The sequence below is a fragment of the Geodermatophilus sp. SYSU D00815 genome (genome assembly GCF_054050035.1).
The window spans coordinates 23,086-44,260 of record NZ_JBJGYO010000016.1; the positions used below are offsets into that span (position 1 = coordinate 23,086).

A 21,175-nucleotide genomic window follows, 5' to 3' on the forward strand; every position below is an offset into this window, starting at 1 on the left:
CCCCTACGGTCGGGAGCGGGCGGTCGACGGGAGGGTGCGATGGAGCTCGACGAGTACCTGCCGGTGCTGCAGCGGACGAACGCGCGGTTCGCCGACGCCGCCGCCGAGGCGGTGCTGGCGCACGGCTGGCGGGCCCGGGTCCCGGGGTGCCCCGACTGGGACCTGGCCGACCTGGTGTGGCACCTGGCCGAGGTCCAGCACTTCTGGGCGTGGGTGGTGCGCACCCGCGCCGCGGACCCGACCGGCTACCGCGAGCCGGCCCGCAAGCCGGACGACGAGCTGCTCGGCTTCACCGCGGCCGCGGCGGCCGAGCTGGAGACGGCCCTGGACGGCGCCGACCCGGCCGAGCCGGTGTGGACCTGGGCGGCGCGCCGCGACGTCGCCTTCGTGCTGCGGCGGCAGACCCACGAGGCCGTCGTCCACACCGCCGACGTCGAGGACGTCCTCGGGCGGGTGCGGCCGATCCCCGCCGACGTCGCCCTCGACGGCATCGACGAGTGGCTCGAGGTGATGGCGCCGTCCGCGCTGCCGCAGGGGCCGCCGGAGACGGCGCACCCCGTCGTCCTGCACGCGGTCGACGCCGACGCCGAGCGCACCCTGTTCCCGGGCACGCGGCCGTTCCCCATCGCCACCCTGACCGGCGACGCCGGCGACCTGCTGCTGGCGCTGTGGCGGCGGCTGCCGATGGAGGTGCTCACCGTGCACGGTGACGCCGCGACGGCCGCCGCGATGCTGGACCTGGTGCGGATCGAGTAGCGCTCAGGGCCAGGTGGTGGCGTGCGCGTCGAACTCCTCCTGGCCGTTCTGGACGCCGACGACGCAGAACACCAACCCCGCTGGGTCGGTCATCTGCCAGAACGTCCCCTTGTCCGCCAGCCGCCGCGCGCCCAGCGCCTCCAGCCGCGCCACCTCGGCCGGGATGTCGTCGGTCTCGATGTCGACGTGCCAGCGCGGCGGCGTCCCCTCGCCGGTGCGCTGGGTCTCGAGGTGGAAGCCGCCGGCGAAGGAGCCGAGCGACGCCCACTGCGGCTCGTCGGGGTCCTGCCGGGCCGGGTGGCCCGTCGCCCCGGACCAGAAGGCCACGCCGGCCTCGTGGTGCTCCGGCGGCAGGTCGAGCAGCAGGACGGACAGGCGCGAACGGTGCGGCATGCCGATGATCGTGCAGCGAGATCTGCCCACCCGTCGCCATCAGCGCCCGATGCCGACGGGTGGGCGGGTCAGGCCGACGTCAGAAGGGCGGCCAGGGCAGGGCGGGCCAGTCGCCGGAGGGCTCGGGGTGGCGGCCGGTGCGCAGCAGCTCGGCGACCCGCTGCTGGGTGCGGCGCACCTCGCGGCGGGTGAGGTGCTCGTGCAGCTGCTCGCCGAGGTCGCCGAGGAGGTCGGTCTGCAGCTTCTCCAGCACCGCCACCGCGTCGGCGGGCAGCGGCTTGCCGGCCCAGCGCCACAGCAGGGTGCGCAGCTTGGGGTCCACCGAGAAGCAGATGCCGTGGTCGACGCCGTGCACGTGGCCGTCGGGCATCGGGATGATGTGCCCGCCCTTGCGGTCGGCGTTGTTCACCACCGCGTCGAACACCGCCATCCGCCGCAGCCCCGGGTGGTCGGAGCGGACGAACGCGGCGAGGTCGACGGTGTCGTCGCCGTCCACCCACAGCTGCACCATGCCGGGACCGAACGGCCCGTCGCGGAGCACCGTGGGCGGCACGATCCGCCAGCCGGTGGCCTCCGAGACCAGCGCCGCCGACACCTCCCGGCCGGCGAGCGTGCCGTCGGGGAAGTCCCACAGCGGCCGCTCCCCCGCCACCGGCTTGTAGACGCACTCCGCCTCGAGCGTGCCGGTGCGGATCGCGCCGACGAGGGTCACGTTCGACGCGTCGAGCATGCGGCCCTCGAGGTCGATCTCGCCCTCGAGCAGGAGGGCGCGGGCCTCGGCGTCGCCGGCCGGTGGGCGCAGGCCGGCCGGGGCGACCGGCTCGGGGACGTCGCTCATCGGGGCGCCGGTCAGCGGCGGTAGCCGTTCTGCCGGGGGCACACGTGCCCGGACGGGTCCAGCGGCAGCGAGCACAGCGGGCAGGCGGGGCGGCCGGCGGCGACCACCCGGCGGGCGCGCGCCACGAACGCCCGGGCCGCCCCCGGCGTGATGGTCACCCGCAGCGCGTCGGGCCCCTCCTCGGCGTCGGAGAGGATGGCCTCCTCGTCGATCGGCTCGTCGCCGGCGGCCACCGCCTCGACGACCACGGCCTGCGCGTCGCCGTCCCAGGCCAGCCCCATGGCGGCGACCCGGAACTCCTCGTCGACGGGCGGGGTGAGCGGGTCGAGGTCGTCGACGTCGGCGTCGGGCGGGATGACCGTGTTCGCGCGGGCGGCGATCTCGTCGAGCAGCTCGCTCATGCGGTCGGCGAGGATCTGCACCTGCGTCTTCTCCAGGGCGACGCTCACGGTGCGACCGGTGGCGTCCGAGGCCTGCAGGTAGAAGGTGCGGTCCCCGGGCTGGCCCACCGTTCCCGCGACGAACCGGGTCGGGCGGTCGAAGAGGTGGACCTGGCGTGGCACGCGCCCCAGGTTACGCGGGCGTCCGCGCTGGTCCACCCGACGACACCGGTCAGGCGCCCGGCCCGGCTCCCCCGCCGACGACGGCGTCGGAGTCGGCCGTGCGGCGGCGCCGCTTCTTCTTCTTGGGCGGCAGCAGCGCGGCGACGTCGCCGCCGGTGTCGTTCGTGCGGACGACGAACGGCCGGGTGTCGGTGTACGTGACCACCGAGACCGACGCCGGGTCGACGACGATCCGCTGGAACTGGTCGAGGTGCAGGCCGAGCGCGTCGGCGAGCACGGCCTTGATCACGTCGCCGTGGCTGCAGGCCAGCCAGACCGCGTCCGGGCCCAGCTTGGCGTTCCACTCGCGCACCGCGGCGACCGCGCGGGCCTGGGTCTGCGCCAGCCCCTCGCCCTCGGGTCCGGGGAAGACGGCGGCCGACGGGTGCTGCTGCACGACCTTCCAGAGCGGCTCCTTGACGAGCTCGGCGAGCGGCCGGCCGGTCCAGTCGCCGTAGCGGGCCTCGCCCAGCCGCTCGTCGGTCTGCGGCTCCAGCTCCCGCCCCTCGACCACGGCCCCGGCGGTCTGCACGCACCGCTCCAGCGGGCTGCTCACGACCGCGGCCAGCGGCACCGGGGCCAGGCGCGCGGCCACCGCCCGCACCTGGGCGTGGCCGGTCTCGTCGAGCTGCACGCCGGGCGTCCACCCGGCCAGGACGCCGCCGGTGTTGGCCGTCGTCCGCCCGTGGCGCAGGAGGATCACCGTGGTCACGACCGGCAACCCTACGGGCCTCAGGGGGCGAGGACCCCGGCCCCGACGAGGGCCAGCAGGAGCAGGCCGAGGATCACGCGGTAGACGACGAACGGCGTGAAGCTGCCGCGGTCGAGGTAGCGCAGCAGCCAGGCGATGACGGTGAAGCCCACGACGAAGGCGATGACCGTGGCCAGCACGGTGGGCCCCCAGACGATCGCGCCGCCGGCGAGGTCCCCGGTGAGCGCCTCGTAGGTCTGGAAGCCCCCCGAGCCCAGGACCGCGGGGATGGCCAGCAGGAACGAGTACCGGGCGGCGGCCGCCCGGGTGTAGCCGAGGAACAGGCCCATGGTGATCGTGCCGCCGGAGCGCGAGACGCCGGGGAGCAGCGCCATCGCCTGGGCGAAGCCGAAGGCGATGCCGTGGCCCACGGTCAGCTCCTTGAGCTCCCGCTCCTTGCGCCCGACGCGGTCGGCCCAGAACAGCACGAGCGAGAACGCGACCAGCGCGATCGCCACGAGCCGCAGGTCGCGGAACGTCGTCTCGATCCGGTCCTGGAACAGCAGGCCCAGGACGGCGATCGGGACGCTGCCGACGATGATCAGCCAGCCCATCCGCGCGTCGGGGTCGCCCCTGCGCCGGCCGGCCAGCGACAGCACCCAGGCGGTGACGATCCGCGCGATGTCCTTGCGGAAGTAGAGCAGGACGGCGGCCTCGGTGCCGATCTGCGTGATCGCGGTGAACGCCGCGCCGGGGTCGTCCCAGCCGAACGCCTCGCCGACGATGCGCAGGTGGGCGCTGGAGGAGATCGGCAGGAACTCGGTCAGCCCCTGCACCAGGCCCAGGACGACGGCTTCGAACCAGCCCACGCCGCTCAGCCCCCCACGGCGGGGACGGCGGGCGGGACGGAGCTCGCGGCGGGCACGGGAGGTCAGCCTATGCGCCCGGCCGCGGCGATCCGGCGCGCCGCTCCGGGCTGGGGGCGCTCACCGGCCGCCGTCGGGGTGCGCCGGTAGGTTGGCCGGTCGTGGAACAACGGGCGCTGGGACGCAGCGGCCTGGTCGTCTCACGGCTGGCGCTGGGGACCATGACCTGGGGCCGCGACACCGACGAGGACGAGGCGGCGATGCAGCTCACCGCCTTCGTCGACGCCGGGGGCACCCTCGTCGACACCGCCGACGTCTACGGCGCGGGCGACAGCGAGCGCACCCTGGGCCGGCTGCTGTCCGACGTCGTCCCCCGCGGCGACGTGCTCGTCGCCACCAAGGCCGTCGGCCCCACCTCGCCCGGGCCGATGGGCCGCGGCGCCTCGCGCGGGCACCTGCTCGCCGCGCTCGACGCCTCGCTGGACCGGCTCGGCCTCGACCACGTCGACCTGTGGCAGCTGCACGCGTGGGACGACGCCACCCCGCTGGAGGAGAGCCTCGCCGCCTGCGACGCCGCCGTGTCCTCCGGCCGGGTCCGCTACGTCGGGGTGAGCAACTTCACCGGCTGGCAGACCGCCCAGGCCGCCACCTGGCAACGCGCCTGGCCGGGCCGCACCCCGCTGGTGAGCACCCAGGTGGAGTACTCGCTGCTGCAGCGCGGCGTCGAGCGCGAGGTGGTGCCGGCCGCCGAGGCGCTGGGGCTGGGCGTGCTCGCCTGGTCGCCCCTGGGCCGGGGGATCCTCACCGGCAAGTACCGGCACAGCACGCCGTCGGAGTCCCGCGGCGCCTCCCCCGCCTGGCAGGGCTTCATCGACGGGCTGCGCTCCCCGCTGTCCGACCGGATCGTCGAGGCGGTGATCACCGCCGCCGAGGGGCTGGGCACCACCCCGCTGGCGGTGGCCCTGGCGTGGGTGCGCGACCGGCCCGGCGTCGTCGCGCCGGTGGTGGGGGCGCGCACCGCGGCCCAGCTGCAGGCCTCGCTCGACGCCGACGGCGTGCGGCTGCCCGCCGCGATCCGCACCGCGCTGGAGGACGTCTCCGCCCCGCCGTTCGGCTACCCGGAGCGCCGCCGGTGAGCGGACCCGTGGGCGAGGACCGGGTCTTCGCCGCCTTCTGCGCGGCCGGCCTGTGGCCGGGGCTCGGCAAGCGCGCGGCGGCGGAGCTGCCCGCCGCCGGCATCACCACCCCCGACGACGTCACCGCCGCCAAGCTGATGAAGCTGCCGCGGGTCGGCAAGCAGCGCGCCGAGCGGTTGTTCTCCAGCTTCCTCGCCGCGCAGCCGGCCTACGAGGTGGTCGGCCTGCTGGTGGGCGCCGGGCTGGAGGCCAAGCTGGCCGCCGGCGTCGCCGACGCCCTCGGCCACGACGCGGCGCGCCGGCTGCGCGACGACCCGTGGGCGCTGCTCGGGCTGACCGGGGTCACCCTCACCGACGCCGACCGGCTGGCGATCGCCGTCCTGCCCGGGGCCAGCCGGCAGGACCCGCGCCGCGGCCGGGCGATCGTCGCGCAGACGCTGCGCACGGCCACCCGCGACGGGCACACCGTGCTCCCGGCCGAGCTGCTGGTGGCGGCGCTGCGGGCCGAGGGCGTGGCCGACCCCGTCGCCGCGATCGCCTCGGCCGTCGAGTCCGGCGACGTGCTCGAGCACGAGCCGCCGTGGGGGCCGGGCGGGGAGGACGACACCGCGGACGAGGAGCCCGACCCGCGCCTCGTCCAGTTCTCGCTGGCCCGCTACGGCATGGCCGAGGAGGCCGTCGCCGAGAACGTGCAGCGGCTGCTGGCCACCGCGGAGCCGATCGCCGACCCGGTGTCGGTGCGCTCGGTGGCCAAGGGCCTGGACAAGGCGCAGGCCGAGGCGGTGGCGCAGACGCTGCGGGCCGGGGTCAGCCTGCTCACCGGCGGCCCGGGTACCGGCAAGAGCCGCACCGTGGCCGCCGTCGTGCAGCTGCTGCGCAAGAAGGGCAGCGAGGTGGCGCTGGCCGCGCCCACCGGGCGCGCGGCCAAGCGGCTGGAGGAGCTCACCGACCACCCGGCGGTCACCGTGCACCGGCTGCTCGGCGCGCAGGGGACCACCGGCGGGTTCACCCGCAACGAGGAGTGGCCGCTCGACGCCGACGTCGTGGTGGTCGACGAGGCCTCGATGCTCGACGTCGAGCTGACCGCGGCGCTGCTGGAGGCCTGCTCCGACGGCACCCACCTGCTGCTCGTCGGCGACCCCGCGCAGCTGCCCTCGATCGGTCCCGGCCACGTGCTCGGCGACCTGATCGACTCCGGCGCGGTGCCGGTGACCGAGCTGACCACGCTCTACCGCCAGGCCGAGGGCGGCGCGATCGCGCGGCTGGCCACCGCGGTGCGCGAGGGCGAGCTGCCGCGGGTCGACTCCCCCGACCGCGAGGTGGTCGTGGTGCCGGCCCAGGGCTCGGCCGAGGCGGCCCGGCGGGTGGTGCAGCTGGTCACCGACTCGATCCCCCGGGCGCTGGGCATCCCGGCGGCGTCGGTGCAGGTGGTCACCCCGGTGCACCGCGGCCCGGCCGGGACGGTGGAGCTGAACAAGGCGCTCAAGGCGGTGCTCAACCCCGGCGACGGCACCGTGTTCGGCTTCGACGTCGGCGACCGGGTCGTGGCGACCGCCAACCACCTCGACCTGGAGCCCATCGGGTTCGCCAACGGCGAGGTGGGCGTGGTCACCGGCACCGGCGACGGCTCCCTGACCGTCGACTTCTCCTCCGGGCCGGTGACGGTGACCGGCGACGCGCTGCCCGACCTGCGGCACGGCTGGGCCATCACGGTGCACCGGGCGCAGGGCTCGGAGTGGCCCGGCGTGGTCGTCGTCCTGCCGCCGGAGGCCGGCGGGATGCTCTCGCGGCCGCTGGTCTACACCGGGCTCACCCGCGCCCAGCAGCACCTCTCGATCGTGCACGCCACCGGCGCGGCGCTCGCCCGCGCGGTGCGCGAGGTCGACGTCCGGCCCCGGCGCACCCGGCTCGCCCGGCTGCTCCGGGAGGCCGCGGACGACGGCGGCGGATAGCGGACGGGAAGTGTCCGCTGGTGGCCCTAGCGTCGTCCCATGGCGACGCTCACGGCCTCCCCGCCGCGAACCCTCGACCGCCGGACGCTGAACCGGACGCTGCTCGACCGCCAGCTGCTGCTCGCGCGCAGCGACCTGCCGGTCGCGGCCGCGGTCGAGCGGCTGGTGGCGCTGCAGGCGCAGGAGCCGAACTGGCCGCACGTCGGCCTGTGGACGCGGCTGGCGTCGTTCGCGCCCGAGCAGCTGTCGGCGCTGGTGACCGACCGCCGGGTCGTGCGGGCCCCCACCCTGCGCGGCACGCAGCACGTCACCTCCGCCGACGACTTCCGCTGGCTGCGCCCGACGCTGCAGCCGCTGCTGGACCGGCTCTCCACCGCCGCCTGGTTCCGCCGGGGGCTCGCCGGGCACGACCCCGGCGCGGTGGCCGGCACCGCGGCCGCCGTGCTCGGCGACGACCTCCTGCTGCGCCGGGAGCTGGGCCGCCGGCTGGCCGACCGCCACCCGGGCGGGCGGCGCGCCCAGCTGGCGGCCGTGGCCGAGCTCCGGCTGCCGCTGGTGCACGACCCCGCGACCAGCGCCTGGGGCGGCTGGTGGTCGCGCTCGGGCATCGCGGTCGCGCACGCCGAGGCCTGGCTGGGCCGGCCGGTGGGCGCCCCCGACGCCGAGCGGCTGGTGCTGCGGTACCTGGCCGGGTTCGGCCCGGCGGCGGTGCGCGACGTCCAGGCGTGGTCCGGCCTCACGCGGCTGCGGGAGGTGGTCGACGGCCTGCGTCCCCGGCTGCGGACCTACCGCGACGAGAGCGGCCGCGAGCTGGTCGACCTGCCGGAGGGCCGGCTCGCCGAGCCGGAGGCGCCGGCGCCGGTGCGGTTCCTGCCCGGGTTCGACAACGCGCTGCTGGCCCACGCCGACCGGTCGCGGGTGCTGCCCGAGGCGGCCCGGGGGCAGGTGCTCCCGGGGTACGCGAACGTGCTGCCCACCTTCCTCGTCGACGGCTTCGTCGCCGGCACCTGGAGCTGGACGGGCGGCCGGGTGCGGCCGGCACCGTTCACCCCGCTGCGGCCCGACGACGCCGCCGCCGTCGCGGCGGAGGCGGCCCGGCTCGCCGCGTTCCTGGACCGGTGAGCGTCAGCCGCCCGCGCCGGCGCAGGTCAGCGCGCGCATCGCGGCGCCGAGCTGGCCGGGGCAGGTGAGCGGCTGGGGGAAGGTCAGGCGCACGTCCTGGTGCCCGACCCGCCGCTCGATGCGCAGCCGCAGCCCGAAGCGGTCCAGCCCCAGCGGGCGGACGACGTCGCCGGGGCCCACCTCGCCCCGGGGCAGCCGGGCGGCGAGCCGGTCGAGGAACTCGGGGTGGTCGCGGTCGAGGTGGGCCAGGGTGGCCGCCTCGACGCCGGCCAGCGGGTCGGGCGCGGCCGCGGCGAACTCCTCCGGGCCGACCTCGGCGACCGCGCCGCCCTCGCGCAGCACGACCTCGGCCAGGTCGAGGCGCAGCAGCACGGCGGTGGTGCCCACGTCCAGGAGCGCCGGCGCCGGCCGGACGTCGGCGAAGGCCAGGACGGCGGCGCGCGCGTCGCGCTCGGCCACCGGGGTGGCCCAGCCGGACAGCCACATCTGCGCGCGCACGGGCCGGCGCAGCGGCACCGGGGCGCGGTCGCTGACCATCACCAGCGCCGAGACGTCGCGCTGCGGCGAGGCCCCGATCGCGGCGGCCAGCTCGCCGTCGGCCGGCACGACGAGCAGCAGCTGACCGTCGGCGGTGACCGCGTGGGCCAGCGGCAGGGTGGCCTCCACCCCGGTGGCGCAGACGGTGGCGCCCGGGCCGGCGGCGACGGTGCGCGCGCGCTCGGCGGGCTCCGGCCGGACGGCCCGGGGAGCCGGGGTCTCGGGTCGGGTGGTCATGGCGCCCCCTCGGTGGTCGAGTTAGGGGAGCCTAACCAAAGCCGGCGCGGTGCGGGAGGGGGCGCGGCCCGCCGTCCGCGGCCGCCGGAGGGGGGACCGCAGGTCAGGTCACGACGTCGTCGTCGTCCACGGGGACCTCGGCCTCCTGCTCCAGGACGTCGGCGTCGTTCGCCTCCCGGTCGCCCACCGGCCACCGCGGCGATCCGGTCTCCCCGGGCCGCGCCGCCAGCTGCTGCTCGAGCGCGTCGGCCTCCGGGACGCCCTCCCCCGGCGCGCTGGCCTCCCCGGCCAGGCCCACGGCCGGCGGGTCGAGGAGCGCTTCCTGCTCGGCGCGGTCGGCGTCGGGCACGTCGGTGCCGGGCTCGGTCACGTCGTCCTCCTCGGGATCGGGTGCGGGTGCGGTCGGTGACCATCGTGCCGCCCGGGCGGACCTCCGGCAGACCCGGGTCGCACGGCCGGATGACCGACGCGTGACGCCCCGGCGAACGCGGGGCACAATCGCCGGCATGGAGGCGGTCGCGGAGTGGGAGTTCGCGCCGCTGCGGATCCCGGCGGGCACGTCCCGATCCGCAGCGGCGACCATGCTGAGCCTGCAGGCCGAGACCGGCGGCTGGGAGCTCGCCCGTCTCCAGCTGCACGCCGACGGCACGCGCAAGGTGATCCTGCGCCGCCGCTCGCGGCTGTCCTACCTGCCCAAGCCGGTCATCTGAGGGTGTAGGGCCCGGTGGGCACCGGGTGGTACCCCTTGGCGCCCACCGCGTCCGCCAGCGGGCTGCGCGGCGGGCGCCCGGCGCGCAGCAGGTCCAGCGCCCGCCGGAAGTCGTAGACCGGCTCCCAGCCCAGCTCCGCCCGCGCCCGGTCGTTGACGTACACCCGGTCGACCGACGGGAACATCCGCCAGCCGCGCGCCGCGTAGACCTCCGCCGCGTCGGGGAACAGCCGCGCCACCACGGCCGGGGCGTCGCGGCGCAACTCGGCCAGGTCGGCCGGCCGGAACGGCGTGGTGGCGCTGACGACGTAGCGCCGGAAGCCGAGCCCCGGGGCCCGCTCCAGCGCCGCCACGTGCGCCGAGACCACGTCGGCCAGGTCGACGCGCCGGTGCAGCAGCTCGTTGACCTTGACGTTCTCGTCGGGGTAGGCGGTGCGCACCCGGTCGTCGTCGTCCCCCTCGGGGAAGAAGCGCGACGTGCGCAGCACCACGACGGACAGGCCCTCGTCGCGGGCCACGAGCTCGCAGAGGTCCTCGGCGGCGACCTTGGTGGCGCCGTAGACGTTGCGCGGCCGCGGGACGACGTCCTCGGTGATCCACGCGGCCGGCTCCCCGGTCGCCGGGGTGAGCGCCCGGCCGAACGCGCTGGTCGTGCTGGTGAACACGAACCGGTCCACGCCGGCGGCGACGGCGGCCTCGAGCAGGGTCAGCGTGCCGGTGACGTTGGTGGCGACGAACGCCTGCCGGTCGTGCGAGCCCACGTGCGGCTTGTGCAGCGTGGCCGCGTGCACCACCGCCCCGGCGCCGGTCGCCGCGGCGCGGACGGCGTCGCGGTCGGTCACCGAGGCGACCACGTCGGTGTGCGGCGAGGGCAGCCGGTCCAGGCCGGTGACCGCGTGCCCGGCGGCCCGCAGCTCGCGCACGAGCGCCTCGCCGAGGTGGCCGGAGCTGCCGGTGACCAGGATGCGCACGCCCCTCTGCCTACCAGGCGCCGGTTCTGCCATCGTGTCCCCACCGCGAGAGGAGCGGGCCGTGGGCGCAGCGCAGGGGCAGCCGACGCTGATCCAGTCCGTGCAGCGCGCCCTGCGGCTGCTGGAGATCGTGGCCGAGCACGACGGCCGCGCCCGCGCCAAGGAGCTCGCGCGCGCCGCCGGGCTGCCGCTGGCCACGACCTACCACCTGCTGCGCACCTGCGCCCACGAGGGCTGGCTGCAGCGGCTGGCCGACGGCTCCTACGTGCTCGGCCACCGCATCGACGTCGTCCGGCGGTACGGGACCGCCGCGCGCGGCCTGGCCTCGGCCCGCCCGGCGCTGGAGTGGCTGCGCGACGAGCTCGGCGGCGCGGTCTACCTGGCCCGGTACGTCGACGGCGAGATCGTGGTCGCCGACATCGTCGACGGCCCCCGCGCCCCGCGGATCGAGATGTGGGTCGGCATCCACGACGCCGGGCACGCCACCGCGCTGGGCCGGTGCATCCTCGGCCAGCTGCCCGCGCCGGCCCGGGAGGAGTACTTCGCCCGGCACCCGCTGCACGACCTCACGCCGCGGACGGTGGTGGACCGCCGCCGGCTGCGGCTGCCGGCGGCCGGCGACGTCGCGGTGGACGACGGCGAGTACGCGGTCGGGGTGCGCTGCCTGGGCACGGCCGTGGTCGACCCCGACGGCGTCGGCGCGGTCGCCGCCGTCATCCCCGCCGCCGACCCGGCGCGGCAGCGGGCGCTGGTCGCCGGCGCCGCCCGGGTCTCCCGGGCGCTCGGCGTCGCCATCTGAAATAACGGGCCTGGCGCCCCGGGGAACCGGCGTCCCAGGATCCGCCCATGAGCCCTGCCCCGGACTGGGCGGTGCGCGCCCTCGCCGACGTCTACGACCCCTGCTGCCGCGAGAAGGGGATCTCGGTCGTCGACATGGGGCTGCTGCGCTCGGTCACCCTGCACGAGGGGCACGCCCGGGTGGAGCTGCTGCTCACCTCGGGCTGGTGCCCGTTCGCCGCCCGGGTGCTCGCCGACGTCGAGTCGGCGATCACCGGGCAGCCCGGCGTCGACACCTGCGAGGTCGAGGTCGTCTGGGACGAGGCCTGGACGACCGACCGGCTGTCGGAGAGCGCCGCCCGCACGCTCCGCTTCCTGCCCGACCCCGTCGCCGCCGGCGACCGGGACGCCTATCTCGCCACCCTGGAGGCCGGTCATGATCGGTGACGCGTTCGTCTTCGACGGGGTCGCGCACCCGTTCAACTTCACGCAGAAGAACGCCTACGGCTCGGCCGGGCAGATGTTCATGAACCACCTGTACGCCTTCCACCAGGTGCTCACGCCCGACGACCAGCCGAAGCTGTCGGCCGAGGAGTACCTCAAGGAGTGGACCCCCGCCGACATCCGGCAGATGGTCTACGACGAGTCCGACACCGACATGCTCGTGGCGATGCCGCTGCCGCTGACCGACCTGTTCCGCGACGGGCTCTCCCCGTGGGAGACCTGCGCCGAGCTGGCCGCCCGCGACCCCGACCGGACCGTCTTCTGGGGCTCGGTCAACCCGCTGGAGGGGCGCCGGGCGCTCGACATGATGGAGCGCCAGGTCGGCGAGTTCGGCGCGAAGGCGTTCAAGTTCTACAACGTCCGCTACGACTACGGCTCGCCGTTCCCCTGGCGGATGGACGACCCGCAGGTGGCCTTCCCCGTCTTCGAGAAGGCGCGGGAGCTCGGCGTGAACCTGATCGGCGTGCACAAGGGCGTGCCGCTCGGGCCGCAACCGGTCGAGGCCACCCAGACCTGGGACATGGACGGCGCCGCCGCCAACTTCCCGGACATCAACTTCGTGATCTTCCACGTGGGGCTGCCGTTCCTCGACGAGGTGTGCTGGCAGCTCATCCGCCACCCGAACCTGTACGCCTCGCTGGCCGCCACCATCAACTTCGTCGTCCGGGCGCCGCGGATGTTCGCCGAGGTGCTGGGCAAGCTGCTGTTCTGGTGCGGCGAGGACAAGATCGTCTACGGCTCGGAGGCGCCGATCTGGCAGCCGCAGTGGGCGCTGCGGGCGTTCATGGACTTCTCCATCCCGCAGGACCTGTGCGAGGGCTACGGCTACCCGCAGCTCACCGACCAGGCCAAGCGCAAGATCCTCGGCGAGAACCTGCTGCGCCTGCACGGCATGGACGTCGAGGCCACCAAGGCCCGCCTGGGCCGGCCCCAGGCGCACTGACACGGGGGGTGCGGGGTCCCGCGGCGCGGGGCGCGGCCGTGGGACCCCGCTCGGCTCACAGCGCGTCCAGCACCCGCTCCTCGTGCCGGTGCCCGACCGTCTCGTAGCCGACCACGGTCACCCACGGGGTGAGCGCCAGCACGGCGAGGCACCACACCAGCGGCGCACCCGCCGCCGCCATCGCCACCGCGGCGCCGACGACCAGCGCCGAGCCGGCCAGCAGCAGCAGGTGGAACGGGTCGAAGGTGCGGGTGAGCTGGTCGTAGAGGGCGTAGCCCGCCAGCACGTACAGGGCCACCGGGACGGCGACGGTGAGCACCGTGCCCATCGTCCCGAGCACGCTGTGGTGCTCGACGAAGTACGCGGCGACGTGCAGGCCGGCCCCGACCGCGACCGCGGCGCCGAACAGGACGATGTGGCCGTAGCCCCACCCGAACCCGCGCTCGCGGTGCCGGTCCAGCACCTGGCCGAAGGGCAGCACGAAGTACATCCACCACATGCCGAAGGTCAGCGCCGTCCCGGCCAGCCCGAGGACGACGACGTCGGCCGACCACCCCGGGCCCTCGGGCCCGATGATCGCGGCGAGGGCGACGGTGGTGCCGAGCAGCCCCTCCCCCAGCGTGATGATCACCAGCAGCCCGTACCGCTCGGCGATGTGGTGGGCGTGCCACGGGGTGCCGCCCTTGAGCTTCTCGGCGACCACCGGCCCGGCCAGCTCGACGAGGACGAGCACGACGACGCAGAGGAAGGTGACCAGCAGCGAGGTCTGCGCGATCAGCAGCGCGAGCCAGCCGACCTGCGCGACGGAGGTCGCGACCGCGTACGTGCGGCAGGCGCTGCGGCGGTCGGGGTCCTGGCGGGCGGCGCGCAGCCACTGGAAGACGACGGCCAGCCGCATGACCACGTAGCCGGCGACCATGACCGCGTTGTCGACGGTGTCGCCCTCCTCGATCGAGGCGAACATCGCCGGCAGGCCCAGCGCGAAGATCAGCACGCCGAGCATCTGCACCATCGTGGTCAGCCGGAACACCCAGTCGTCGGTGTCGTAGGCCGAGGCGAACCAGGAGAAGTTGATCCACGCCCAGGCGGTGCCGAACGTGGCGAAGGCGAAGCCGGCCAGCCCGGCGCCGACGTGCCCTTCGGCCAGCGCGTGCGCCAGCTCGTTGGCCGCCGTCCCGAAGGCGACGACGAAGGTCAGGTCGAACAGAAGCTCGAGCGGCGTGGCGGCCCGGTGCTGCTGCTGCGGGTCGCGCCCGCCCATGCGCGTGCGGTGGTGTGCCCGGGACACGGCCATGGCGAAGTCTGGCAAGGACACCGCCGCCACGACCAGCCTCCGCCGTGATCCGTCTCGGCCGGGATCAGGTGGGCTGGTCCCCGGGGCTCCTCCCCCGCGCCGCACCGCGAGGGAGGACGGCGCACGACCAGGTGGGCTGGTCGTGGCGGCTCATCGCATCGACGGCGGGCGCAGCGCCTCGGGGACGACGGCGGTCTCGCCGGCCGCCGTCCGCGCCGCGGGCACGCCCTTGAACCGGTAGGGCACGGTGCCCACGCCGGGCTGGACGACGTAGGCCGCGCCGGGCTCGCCCGACTCCCAGGCCATGACCATCGCGTCGGCGACCTCCCCGGCGCTGAGCACGGGGAAGTCCGCGGCGGTGAAGTGCTCGCGGATGCGGTCGATGATCGCGGTGTCGGCGAAGCCGGGGCAGACGGCCGTGATCGTCGTCCCCTCGGCGGCCAGCCGCGGCGCCATCGAGCGGACGAACGCGATCGCCCCGCTCTTGGCGACGCTGTAGCCCGGGTCGCCGGCCATCGGCGAGAGCCCGGCCAGCGACGACGTCACCACGATCGCTCCCCCGCCGGCCCGCCGGATCGCCGGCCGCGCGGAGACCGCGCCGTACACCACGCCGAACAGGTCGATGTCGACGACGCGCAGGAACTCGTCGAGGTCCAGCTCGCCCTCGGACTTCTCCGCCGAGATGCCGGCGTTGAGGTACGCGGCGTCGAGCCGGCCGTGCTCCTCCTCGATCCGGGCCACCACCGCCTCGTTGGCGGCGCGGTCGGTGACGTCCAGCGGCAGGAACGGGCAGCCGAGCTCGGCGGCGACCGACCGGTTGCGCTCGGTGTCGAGGTCGGTGAGGACGACGGTGACCTCGCGCGCGCGCAGCTTCGCGGCCAGGGCGCGGCCGAAGCCGCCGCTGCCCCCGGTGATCAGCGCGACGGAGCCGGGGCCGGGCGTGTTCTGGGTCACCCCGGCATCACATCACGCCTGCCGCAGGAACCGGTCGAGCACCCGGATGCCGAACTGCAGCGACTCCACCGGCACCCGCTCGTCGATGCCGTGGAACAGCGCGGCGAAGTCCAGCTCCGGCGGCAGGCGCAGCGGCGAGAAGCCGAAGCAGCGCATGCCCAGGCGCTCGAAGCTCTTGGCGTCGGTGCCGCCGCTCATGGTGAACGGCACCGGCCGCGCGCCGTCGTCCTCGGCCTCGAGGGCGGCGACCATCGAGTCGACCAGCGGGCCGTCGAACGTCGTCTCCACGGCCTGGTCGTGGACGATCCACTCGCGCTGCACCCCCTCGCCGACGAGCGAGGCGAGCTGCCGCTCGAACTCCTCCTCCTGGCCGTGGAGGAAGCGCCCGTCGACGGTCGCCGAGGCGGTGCCGGGGATGACGTTGGCCTTGTAGCCGGCGTCGAGCATCGTCGGGTTGGCGGTGTTGCGCAGGGCCGCGCCGATCATGCGGGCGATCGAGCCGAGCCGGGCCAGCGCCTGCTCGGGCTCGTCGGGGTCGATCTCGATGCCGTAGGCGTCGCTGACCGCGTCGAGGAACTCGCGCATCGGCGGGGTGAGCACGGTGGGCAGCCGGGCGGAGCCGATCCGGGCGACCGCCTCGCACAGCCGGGTGACGGCGTTGTCGTCGTGCACGAACGAGCCGTGCCCGGGCCGGCCGCCGGCGGTCAGCCGCATCCAGGCCAGGCCCTTCTCCGCGGTCTGCACCAGGTACAGGCGCAGGTCGTCGCGGACGGTGATGGAGAAGCCGCCGACCTCGCTGATCGCCTCGGTGCACCCCTCGAACAGGTCGGGGTGCTCCTCGACGAGGAAGCGGGCGCCGAGCCGGCCGCCGGCCTCCTCGTCGGCCACGTAGGCCAGCACGATGTCGCGCGGCGGGCGGACGCCGGTGCGGGCCCACTCGCGCACCAGCGCCAGGACCATCGCGTCCATGTCCTTCATGTCGACGGCGCCGCGGCCCCAGACGTGGCCGTCGCGCTGCTCGCCGGAGAAGGGGTGCACGCTCCACTCGGACGGGTCGGCGGGGACGACGTCGAGGTGCCCGTGCACGAGCAGCGCCGGCCGGCCGGGGTCCTCCCCCGGGATGCGGGCGACCAGGCTGGCCCGGCCGCGCTCCGACTCGAGGATCCGCGCGCCGATGCCGACCTCGTCGAGCTTGCCGGCCACCCACTCGGCCGCCGCCCGCTCCCCCGCGCTGGTGGCGGTGTCGCCGGTGTTGGTGGTGTCGATGCGGATCAGCTCGCTGAGCAGGTCCGCGACCTCGGCCTGGGCCGGCGATCCGGCTGGGGTGCTCACCGGTCGAGCGTAGGGCGGGCGCCGGTCACCCGATCGGGTGCCCCGGTCTCGACCGCGGTGGCACCGCTGCCGATGTCGGGGGCATGAGGATGCCGAGCGCCCTGCGGGCCCGCGACCCCCGCGCCGCCGCGCGCAGCGCGGTGCTCATCCTCGCCGTGTGCGCCACCGCGCTGGCCGGGCTCACCGTCGTGGAGCAGGCTCCCGCGGCCACCCAGGCCGTGCAGTGGGCCGGGGTGCTGGTGCTGCTCGGCGCGGCCGCGGTCTGCCGGTTCGTGCGGGCCGAGCTGCTCGACCGGGTCGGGGTGTGCGTCGGGCTGGCCCTCGGCGGGGTGTTCCTGGCCAGCACGCTCAACTTCGTCAGCGGCGACACCAGCATCACCGGGCAGGCCTTCCTCGCCTTCCCGGTGCTCTGGGCGGCGTCGCACCTGCGGCGGGGCGCCGTCGTCCTCACCACGGGCCTGGCCCTGGCGGTGAACACCGCGACCCTGCTGCTGCTGGAGCCGGTGGCCAAGGCCGCGACCGACCTGGTGTTCTTCGGCGCGGTGCTGCTGGTCATGTCGGTGATGCTGGTGCGGGCCAACGAGACGCAGGAGCGGCTGGTCGCGGCGCTGCAGCAGCAGGCGGCCGTCGACGCGCTCACCGGGCTGGTCAACCGCCGGGTGTTCGACGAGGCGCTGGAGTCGGCGCGCACGGCGCCGGAGGGCGTGGGCACCGGCCTGGTGCTGGTCGACGTCGACGCGTTCAAGACGATCAACGACTCCTACGGGCACCCGGTGGGCGACGAGGTCCTGGTCCACCTGGCCGGGGTGCTGCGCGGCTCGGTCCGCGCCGACGACGCCGTCCTCTCGCGGCTCGGCGGCGACGAGCTGGCCGTGCTGCTGCCCGGCTGCACCCCGGAGGTCGCCGCCCGGCGGGCCGAGCAGCTGCTCGCCGCCGTCCGCTCCGCGCCCCTGCAGCTGCCCGACGGCACGCTGCTGTCGCTGTCGATCAGCGTTGGGGTGGCGCACTCGACGGGCGACGCGCGGACGCTGTACTCCGCGGCCGACGCGGCGCTCTACGAGGCCAAGCGGGGCGGGCGCGGCCGGGTCGCCGTGGCCGGCCGGTAGCGGCTCAGGTCGTCGCCCACTCGAACAGCAGCATCCCGGCGTACACCCCGACGACGGCGGCCAGCAGGTAGTACAGCCACCAGAGGGCGGTGGGCCGCCGCGGTCCGGGCGCGGTCACGGCCCGAGCTCCTCGCGCAGGGTGGCCCGCTTGGCCAGGGCGTACTCCTCGTCGGTGAGCTCGCCGGACGCGTGCAGGGCGGCCAGCCGCTCGAGCCGGCCGGCCAGCGACATGGCCGGGACGGCCGCCTCGTCGTCCTCGCGGCGGGGCCGGGGCACCGCCGGCCCGGCCTGCCGGGTCGCGGTCGTGCCGACCGGCACGGGCGGTGGGACGGCGGCCTGCGCCCGGCGGGCGCGGCGGGCGTCGCGGGCGGCGACGAGCCACAGCAGCAGCGGCCCGGTGCCCATGAGCACGAAGACGACGCCGCAGAGCACGTAGCCGAGGGCCAGCTCCTCCCCCATCGGCGGGTCGAAGCCGTCCTCGAGGAAGTTCCAGCCCAGCGTGAGGAACAGCGCCGGCCAGGCCAGCAGCAGCGGCAGCGGCGCGCGGAGCACCGCGGCGCCCCAGAGGGTGGTGACCAGGCCGGCGAGCGCGCAGGCGAAGACCAGCAGCAGCGCCGTCCCGGTGCCCGACGGGCAGGGCTGGGCGGGGACGTACGGGCCGCCGTCGGCGCAGGAGCCGCCGACCGCGGTCACCGACCGCATGATCAGCGACAGGATCGTGATCGCCGCGGCGCCGGCGGCGACGCCGAGGCCGAGCACCACGAGCGCTGCCGCGCGGCGGAGCGGAGGTGCAGGACCCCAGGCGGGTCTCGCCGTCGCTTTGGTCACGATCCGGTCACGGCGGGGAAGGCTAGGGCCTGCGACGCCTCGCGGGGAAGGGGTGGAGGGGTGCGCCGACCGGGCCGAGCGGTCGGGTAGTCTGGTCCCGCACTCGTCCGGGTGGCGGAATGGCAGACGCGCTAGCTTGAGGTGCTAGTGCCCGTATAGGGCGTGGGGGTTCAAGTCCCCCCTCGGACACCACGGAGTGGGAGTTCTCCCACCTTCCGAACCCGGAGCCGGGCTCTCCCGGCCAGCCGGCACGGTCCCCTCCGGGATCGATGCGCTCCTCCGCTCTCGCCGATGGCGCGCCGCCGCACTGCGGCGGCGCCAGCTCCGACTCCGGCCGCGCGGCAACTCGCTCGTCGCCGCCGTAGCCACACCCGCAGCCGCTCCAGCGCTGCCCGGGGTGCCCGCCTCGTGGGCCGTGTCGGCCCGCTGCTGGCCGCCGTTGGCGAGCGGGCGCCGGCCGACGCGCTGCGGCTGGCCGCCGTCACCAGCGGCGATGCCGGCACCGGGCCGGCGGTGGACCTGTCCGGGATGTGGGCGCGGCCGGCCGGCCCGGCCGCGCCCCGCAGCAACGCGCTCATCCGCACGCTCGACGCCAAGGACCGGCTCATGCTGCCGCTCACCCTTGCCGCGACGGCTCCCCCGCCGGCCGAACGGGACGGCGCAGTGCTCACCGTGTTCCCACCCGGCAGCGCTGGTCGCCCCCGGACGGGTTGCGCCGTCGCCGCCCTTCCGCTGGATGCCCGCAGCCGGCTGACCTCGGCTGCCGGGTCCGGCGTGAAGTCGGCATCCCCGACGGCGCTGAGGTCCTGGCCGCGCTCGACACCGACCGCGGCGTCCTCACCGTGACCGCCTCTCGAGGCCACGAGCCGGACAGATCCACCAAAGGGCACTGCTCCGCACGTGAGGTCCTCAGACGAATCGGACTGACCGCCTGACGGTGGTCCCGTCCGGGGGTCGGCGGCTGGTCGGGTCGCCAGAGGGCTTGCGGCGCGCCGACGTCGACCCGAGCGCCTCCGTCTACGGCTTCAAGAGCGGAAGGGGCGGAAGAAGTCGCGCAACTCCTGGGCGTACACCTCCGGCTCCTCGAAGGGCGCGAAGTGCCCGCCGGCCACCGGATGCGTCAGCCTCACGAGGTTGGTGGTGCGCTCCAGCCACGCACGAGGAGGTAGCAGCACGTCACCCTGGAACAGGGAGAAGCCGGAAGGCACCTCCACCCGGCGAGCGTGCTGCTCGACGGGAATGGCCGCGTTCGCGGCGTACATCCGCATGGACGGGCCGATGGTGCTGGTGAACCAGTAGGTCGAGACGTTGGTGAGGATCTCGTCCTTGCTGAAGCGGGCCTCGACATCTCCACCGCAGTCGCTCCACGCGCGCAGCTTTTCGACGATCCACGCCGCGAGCCCAGCCGGTGAATCCGTGAGCCCGACCGCGGCGGTATCCGGCCTCGTGCGGTGCATCGCCGCGTACGCACCCTCGCTAGCCCCCCACGCGGCCGCGCGTCGGACCCAGGCCGTCTCCTCCTCGCTGAGCGAGGCGTACGCACCCGGCACGGGGAGGCCCGCGTCCGTGCGGTGGACGGCGACCACCCGGTCAGGGTGGTCGAGGGCCAGGAACCTGCTGACGCTGCTGCCGATGTCGCCCCCCGCGGCGCCGAACCGCTCGTACCCGAGAGCCTCCATGAGCTGTGCCCACAGCCGGGCCACGGCTACCGCGTCCAGCGGTGCGGGCGGGTGGTCCGACCAGCCGTACCCCGGCATGTCGGGCACCACCACGTCGAAGGCGTCCGCCGGGTCGGCACCGTGCCCGAGCGGGTCAGTGAGCAGGTCGACGACCTTCGAGTAGCGCCAGGCGGAGTCCGGCCAGCCGTGGCACAGCACGAGGGGCAGTGCCTCACGAGCCGGGCCCGCGGCGCGGACGTGCACGGCGTGGATCCGTAGACCGCCCAGGTCCACCCGCACGCGCGGGTGCCGTCCCAGTGCCTGCTCCTGGGTCCGCCAGTCGAATTCGCTCGCCCAGTACGCCACCAGCTCGCGCAGGTGACGCAGATCCGGCCCGAGCACCCCCTGCGCGTCGCGGGAGGTGGCGGGCCAGCGCGTGCGCCGCAGGCGCACCCCGAGGTCCTGCACGGCGTCCTCGGGGACCCGGACCGTGAAGGGCTCGACGGTCGGCGTCCGGTTCGCCGCGCGGTGCGCTGTCATGGGGCCGCGATCGGTTCGTAGCAGTCGAACGTCTCATGCTCCAGGACGCGCCCGTCCTCGACGGTCACGAGGGCAGCGATGTGGGCCACGAGCTCCTGGCCCACGCGGTAGGGGCCTGAGTCGACGCCGACGACCCCGCGCCACGTCGCACGCACAGCGGCCCGCTGCCCCGCCGTCAGCAGCTCATGCACGTCGAAGCTTTGCTCGCGCAGCAGTGCCTTGCCGGCCCGGAAACCCTGGAGGGTCGCGCCGAGGTCCCGCACGGCCCCTCGCGGCGTGACCGGGTTGGGGTGCTCCACCACTCGCAGCGCCGGAGCGACGAGGGCGACCAGGTCCTCCTCGGACGAGGTCAGGTCGGACACGGTGGCGAAGTAGCGCAGGACGACGTCCTCCACGTTGTGGGAGGAGGGCGGATTTGCCATGTCGCGG

The 21,175-nt window shown here is 75.6% G+C and carries 24 protein-coding genes and 1 tRNA gene; 11 read left to right on the plus strand and 14 right to left on the minus strand.

Features of this window, described 5'->3' with window-relative positions; all coding sequences use genetic code 11:
- The first annotated feature begins 39 nt into the window (after positions 1 to 39).
- Positions 40 to 756 (plus strand): maleylpyruvate isomerase family mycothiol-dependent enzyme, encoded by a 717-nt coding sequence (locus ACI78S_RS16960; RefSeq protein WP_456975410.1) that lies wholly within the window; start codon positions 40 to 42, stop codon positions 754 to 756.
- Positions 757 to 759: 3 nt separating this feature from the next.
- Here ACI78S_RS16960 and ACI78S_RS16965 read toward each other — a convergent pair whose 3' ends face one another.
- The 5 genes from ACI78S_RS16965 to ACI78S_RS16985 all read right to left on the minus strand — a co-directional run bounded on the left by ACI78S_RS16965 (position 760) and on the right by ACI78S_RS16985 (position 4,149).
- Entirely contained in the window at positions 760 to 1,149 is a 390-nt protein-coding gene (locus ACI78S_RS16965) for a VOC family protein (protein ID WP_456975412.1), read from the minus strand.
- Between the two features lie 79 nt (positions 1,150 to 1,228).
- Positions 1,229 to 1,987 (minus strand): SCO1664 family protein, encoded by a 759-nt coding sequence (locus ACI78S_RS16970; protein WP_456975414.1) that lies wholly within the window; start codon positions 1,985 to 1,987, stop codon positions 1,229 to 1,231.
- A gap of 11 nt (positions 1,988 to 1,998) precedes the next feature.
- Positions 1,999 to 2,550 (minus strand): DUF3090 family protein, encoded by a 552-nt coding sequence (locus ACI78S_RS16975; protein WP_456975416.1) that lies wholly within the window; start codon positions 2,548 to 2,550, stop codon positions 1,999 to 2,001.
- A 49-nt stretch (positions 2,551 to 2,599) separates the two neighbouring features.
- Entirely contained in the window at positions 2,600 to 3,301 is a 702-nt protein-coding gene (locus ACI78S_RS16980; RefSeq protein WP_456975418.1) for a histidine phosphatase family protein, read from the minus strand.
- 20 nt (positions 3,302 to 3,321) lie between these two features.
- Positions 3,322 to 4,149 carry an undecaprenyl-diphosphate phosphatase gene (locus tag ACI78S_RS16985; RefSeq protein WP_456975420.1) on the minus strand — a complete coding sequence of 276 codons (828 nt, stop codon included), beginning with the start codon at positions 4,147 to 4,149 and terminating at the stop codon, positions 3,322 to 3,324.
- 158 nt (positions 4,150 to 4,307) lie between these two features.
- Between ACI78S_RS16985 and ACI78S_RS16990 the strand changes: the two genes are divergently transcribed.
- Genes ACI78S_RS16990 through ACI78S_RS17000 form a run of 3 tightly spaced genes read left to right on the plus strand, consistent with a single transcriptional unit; the run spans position 4,308 to position 8,356 of the window.
- Positions 4,308 to 5,282 carry an aldo/keto reductase gene (locus ACI78S_RS16990; protein ID WP_456975422.1) on the plus strand — a complete coding sequence of 325 codons (975 nt, stop codon included), beginning with the start codon at positions 4,308 to 4,310 and terminating at the stop codon, positions 5,280 to 5,282.
- The gene (locus ACI78S_RS16995; RefSeq protein ID WP_456975424.1) at positions 5,279 to 7,234 is read left to right on the plus strand and encodes an AAA family ATPase; all 1,956 of its coding nucleotides are present in this window, start codon (positions 5,279 to 5,281) and stop codon (positions 7,232 to 7,234) included. The genes ACI78S_RS16990 and ACI78S_RS16995 overlap by 4 nt, the downstream gene beginning before the upstream one ends.
- Before the next feature lie 39 nt (positions 7,235 to 7,273).
- The gene (locus tag ACI78S_RS17000) at positions 7,274 to 8,356 is read left to right on the plus strand and encodes a winged helix DNA-binding domain-containing protein (protein ID WP_456975426.1); all 1,083 of its coding nucleotides are present in this window, start codon (positions 7,274 to 7,276) and stop codon (positions 8,354 to 8,356) included.
- Positions 8,357 to 8,359: 3 nt separating this feature from the next.
- Here ACI78S_RS17000 and ACI78S_RS17005 read toward each other — a convergent pair whose 3' ends face one another.
- Positions 8,360 to 9,130, minus strand: a complete 771-nt coding sequence (locus ACI78S_RS17005) for a DUF2470 domain-containing protein (RefSeq protein ID WP_456975428.1) — start codon at positions 9,128 to 9,130, stop codon at positions 8,360 to 8,362.
- A gap of 103 nt (positions 9,131 to 9,233) precedes the next feature.
- Entirely contained in the window at positions 9,234 to 9,500 is a 267-nt protein-coding gene (locus tag ACI78S_RS17010; RefSeq protein WP_456975430.1) for a hypothetical protein, read from the minus strand.
- 136 nt (positions 9,501 to 9,636) lie between these two features.
- Between ACI78S_RS17010 and ACI78S_RS17015 the strand changes: the two genes are divergently transcribed.
- Entirely contained in the window at positions 9,637 to 9,840 is a 204-nt protein-coding gene (locus ACI78S_RS17015; protein ID WP_456975432.1) for a DUF5703 family protein, read from the plus strand.
- Here ACI78S_RS17015 and ACI78S_RS17020 read toward each other — a convergent pair.
- Positions 9,833 to 10,810: an NAD-dependent epimerase/dehydratase family protein gene (locus ACI78S_RS17020; RefSeq protein ID WP_456975434.1), complete on the minus strand. Its 978-nt coding sequence runs from the start codon at positions 10,808 to 10,810 to the stop codon at positions 9,833 to 9,835. The genes ACI78S_RS17015 and ACI78S_RS17020 overlap by 8 nt on opposite strands.
- 61 nt (positions 10,811 to 10,871) lie before the next feature.
- On the opposite strand from ACI78S_RS17020, the gene ACI78S_RS17025 reads away from it, so the two are divergent.
- Genes ACI78S_RS17025 through ACI78S_RS17035 form a run of 3 tightly spaced genes read left to right on the plus strand, consistent with a single transcriptional unit; the run spans position 10,872 to position 13,034 of the window.
- The gene (locus ACI78S_RS17025; protein WP_456975436.1) at positions 10,872 to 11,609 is read left to right on the plus strand and encodes an IclR family transcriptional regulator; all 738 of its coding nucleotides are present in this window, start codon (positions 10,872 to 10,874) and stop codon (positions 11,607 to 11,609) included.
- A 47-nt stretch (positions 11,610 to 11,656) separates the two neighbouring features.
- Complete coding sequence (locus tag ACI78S_RS17030; protein WP_456975438.1) at positions 11,657 to 12,034, plus strand: metal-sulfur cluster assembly factor; 378 nt, start codon at positions 11,657 to 11,659, stop codon at positions 12,032 to 12,034.
- Positions 12,024 to 13,034, plus strand: a complete 1,011-nt coding sequence (locus ACI78S_RS17035) for an amidohydrolase family protein (RefSeq protein WP_456975440.1) — start codon at positions 12,024 to 12,026, stop codon at positions 13,032 to 13,034. The genes ACI78S_RS17030 and ACI78S_RS17035 overlap by 11 nt, the downstream gene beginning before the upstream one ends.
- Positions 13,035 to 13,089: 55 nt before the next feature.
- Here the strand turns inward: ACI78S_RS17035 and ACI78S_RS17040 are convergent, their stop codons facing one another.
- From ACI78S_RS17040 to ACI78S_RS17050, 3 genes are all read right to left on the minus strand, one after another.
- The gene (locus ACI78S_RS17040) at positions 13,090 to 14,295 is read right to left on the minus strand and encodes a low temperature requirement protein A (RefSeq protein WP_456975442.1); all 1,206 of its coding nucleotides are present in this window, start codon (positions 14,293 to 14,295) and stop codon (positions 13,090 to 13,092) included.
- 183 nt (positions 14,296 to 14,478) lie between these two features.
- A complete protein-coding gene (locus ACI78S_RS17045; RefSeq protein ID WP_456975444.1) occupies positions 14,479 to 15,282 on the minus strand; it encodes an SDR family oxidoreductase in 804 nt (267 codons plus the stop codon).
- A gap of 12 nt (positions 15,283 to 15,294) precedes the next feature.
- Positions 15,295 to 16,614 (minus strand): M20/M25/M40 family metallo-hydrolase, encoded by a 1,320-nt coding sequence (locus ACI78S_RS17050; RefSeq protein WP_456975446.1) that lies wholly within the window; start codon positions 16,612 to 16,614, stop codon positions 15,295 to 15,297.
- Positions 16,615 to 16,697: 83 nt separating this feature from the next.
- Here ACI78S_RS17050 and ACI78S_RS17055 point away from each other — a divergent pair, with 83 nt between their 5' ends.
- Entirely contained in the window at positions 16,698 to 17,720 is a 1,023-nt protein-coding gene (locus ACI78S_RS17055; protein ID WP_456975448.1) for a GGDEF domain-containing protein, read from the plus strand.
- A gap of 114 nt (positions 17,721 to 17,834) precedes the next feature.
- Here ACI78S_RS17055 and ACI78S_RS17060 read toward each other — a convergent pair whose 3' ends face one another.
- On the minus strand, positions 17,835 to 18,482 hold the full coding sequence (locus ACI78S_RS17060) for an SHOCT domain-containing protein (RefSeq protein WP_456975450.1): 648 nt from the start codon (positions 18,480 to 18,482) through the stop codon (positions 17,835 to 17,837).
- A gap of 171 nt (positions 18,483 to 18,653) precedes the next feature.
- Between ACI78S_RS17060 and ACI78S_RS17065 the strand changes: the two genes are divergently transcribed.
- Positions 18,654 to 18,740: transfer RNA gene (locus tag ACI78S_RS17065), tRNA-Leu, on the plus strand.
- Between the two features lie 216 nt (positions 18,741 to 18,956).
- Positions 18,957 to 19,394: a hypothetical protein gene (locus tag ACI78S_RS17070; RefSeq protein WP_456975452.1), complete on the plus strand. Its 438-nt coding sequence runs from the start codon at positions 18,957 to 18,959 to the stop codon at positions 19,392 to 19,394.
- Between the two features lie 179 nt (positions 19,395 to 19,573).
- Here the strand turns inward: ACI78S_RS17070 and ACI78S_RS17075 are convergent, their stop codons facing one another.
- Together ACI78S_RS17075 and ACI78S_RS17080 are read right to left on the minus strand one after the other, a co-directional pair.
- Positions 19,574 to 20,746: an epoxide hydrolase family protein gene (locus ACI78S_RS17075; protein WP_456975454.1), complete on the minus strand. Its 1,173-nt coding sequence runs from the start codon at positions 20,744 to 20,746 to the stop codon at positions 19,574 to 19,576.
- Positions 20,743 to 21,168, minus strand: coding sequence for a nuclear transport factor 2 family protein (locus tag ACI78S_RS17080; RefSeq protein WP_456975456.1), 426 nt, complete (start codon positions 21,166 to 21,168; stop codon positions 20,743 to 20,745). Before ACI78S_RS17080 ends, ACI78S_RS17075 begins: the two co-directional genes overlap by 4 nt.
- Positions 21,169 to 21,175: the final 7 nt, after the last annotated feature.

Bases quoted from the DNA above. Each gene is read 5' to 3' on its own strand.
- ACI78S_RS17000 (WP_456975426.1), top strand. From the start codon at position 7,274: ATGGCGACGCTCACGGCCTCCCCGCCGCGAACCCTCGACCGCCGGACG.
- ACI78S_RS16965 (WP_456975412.1), bottom strand. From the start codon at position 1,149: ATGCCGCACCGTTCGCGCCTGTCCGTCCTGCTGCTCGACCTGCCGCCG.
- ACI78S_RS17075 (WP_456975454.1), bottom strand. From the start codon at position 20,746: ATGACAGCGCACCGCGCGGCGAACCGGACGCCGACCGTCGAGCCCTTC.
- ACI78S_RS17055 (WP_456975448.1), top strand. From the start codon at position 16,698: ATGAGGATGCCGAGCGCCCTGCGGGCCCGCGACCCCCGCGCCGCCGCG.
- ACI78S_RS17005 (WP_456975428.1), bottom strand. From the start codon at position 9,130: ATGACCACCCGACCCGAGACCCCGGCTCCCCGGGCCGTCCGGCCGGAG.
- ACI78S_RS17015 (WP_456975432.1), top strand. From the start codon at position 9,637: ATGGAGGCGGTCGCGGAGTGGGAGTTCGCGCCGCTGCGGATCCCGGCG.
- ACI78S_RS17035 (WP_456975440.1), top strand. From the start codon at position 12,024: ATGATCGGTGACGCGTTCGTCTTCGACGGGGTCGCGCACCCGTTCAAC.
- ACI78S_RS16960 (WP_456975410.1), top strand. From the start codon at position 40: ATGGAGCTCGACGAGTACCTGCCGGTGCTGCAGCGGACGAACGCGCGG.
- ACI78S_RS17030 (WP_456975438.1), top strand. From the start codon at position 11,657: ATGAGCCCTGCCCCGGACTGGGCGGTGCGCGCCCTCGCCGACGTCTAC.
- ACI78S_RS16970 (WP_456975414.1), bottom strand. From the start codon at position 1,987: ATGAGCGACGTCCCCGAGCCGGTCGCCCCGGCCGGCCTGCGCCCACCG.
- ACI78S_RS17080 (WP_456975456.1), bottom strand. From the start codon at position 21,168: ATGGCAAATCCGCCCTCCTCCCACAACGTGGAGGACGTCGTCCTGCGC.
- ACI78S_RS17040 (WP_456975442.1), bottom strand. From the start codon at position 14,295: ATGGGCGGGCGCGACCCGCAGCAGCAGCACCGGGCCGCCACGCCGCTC.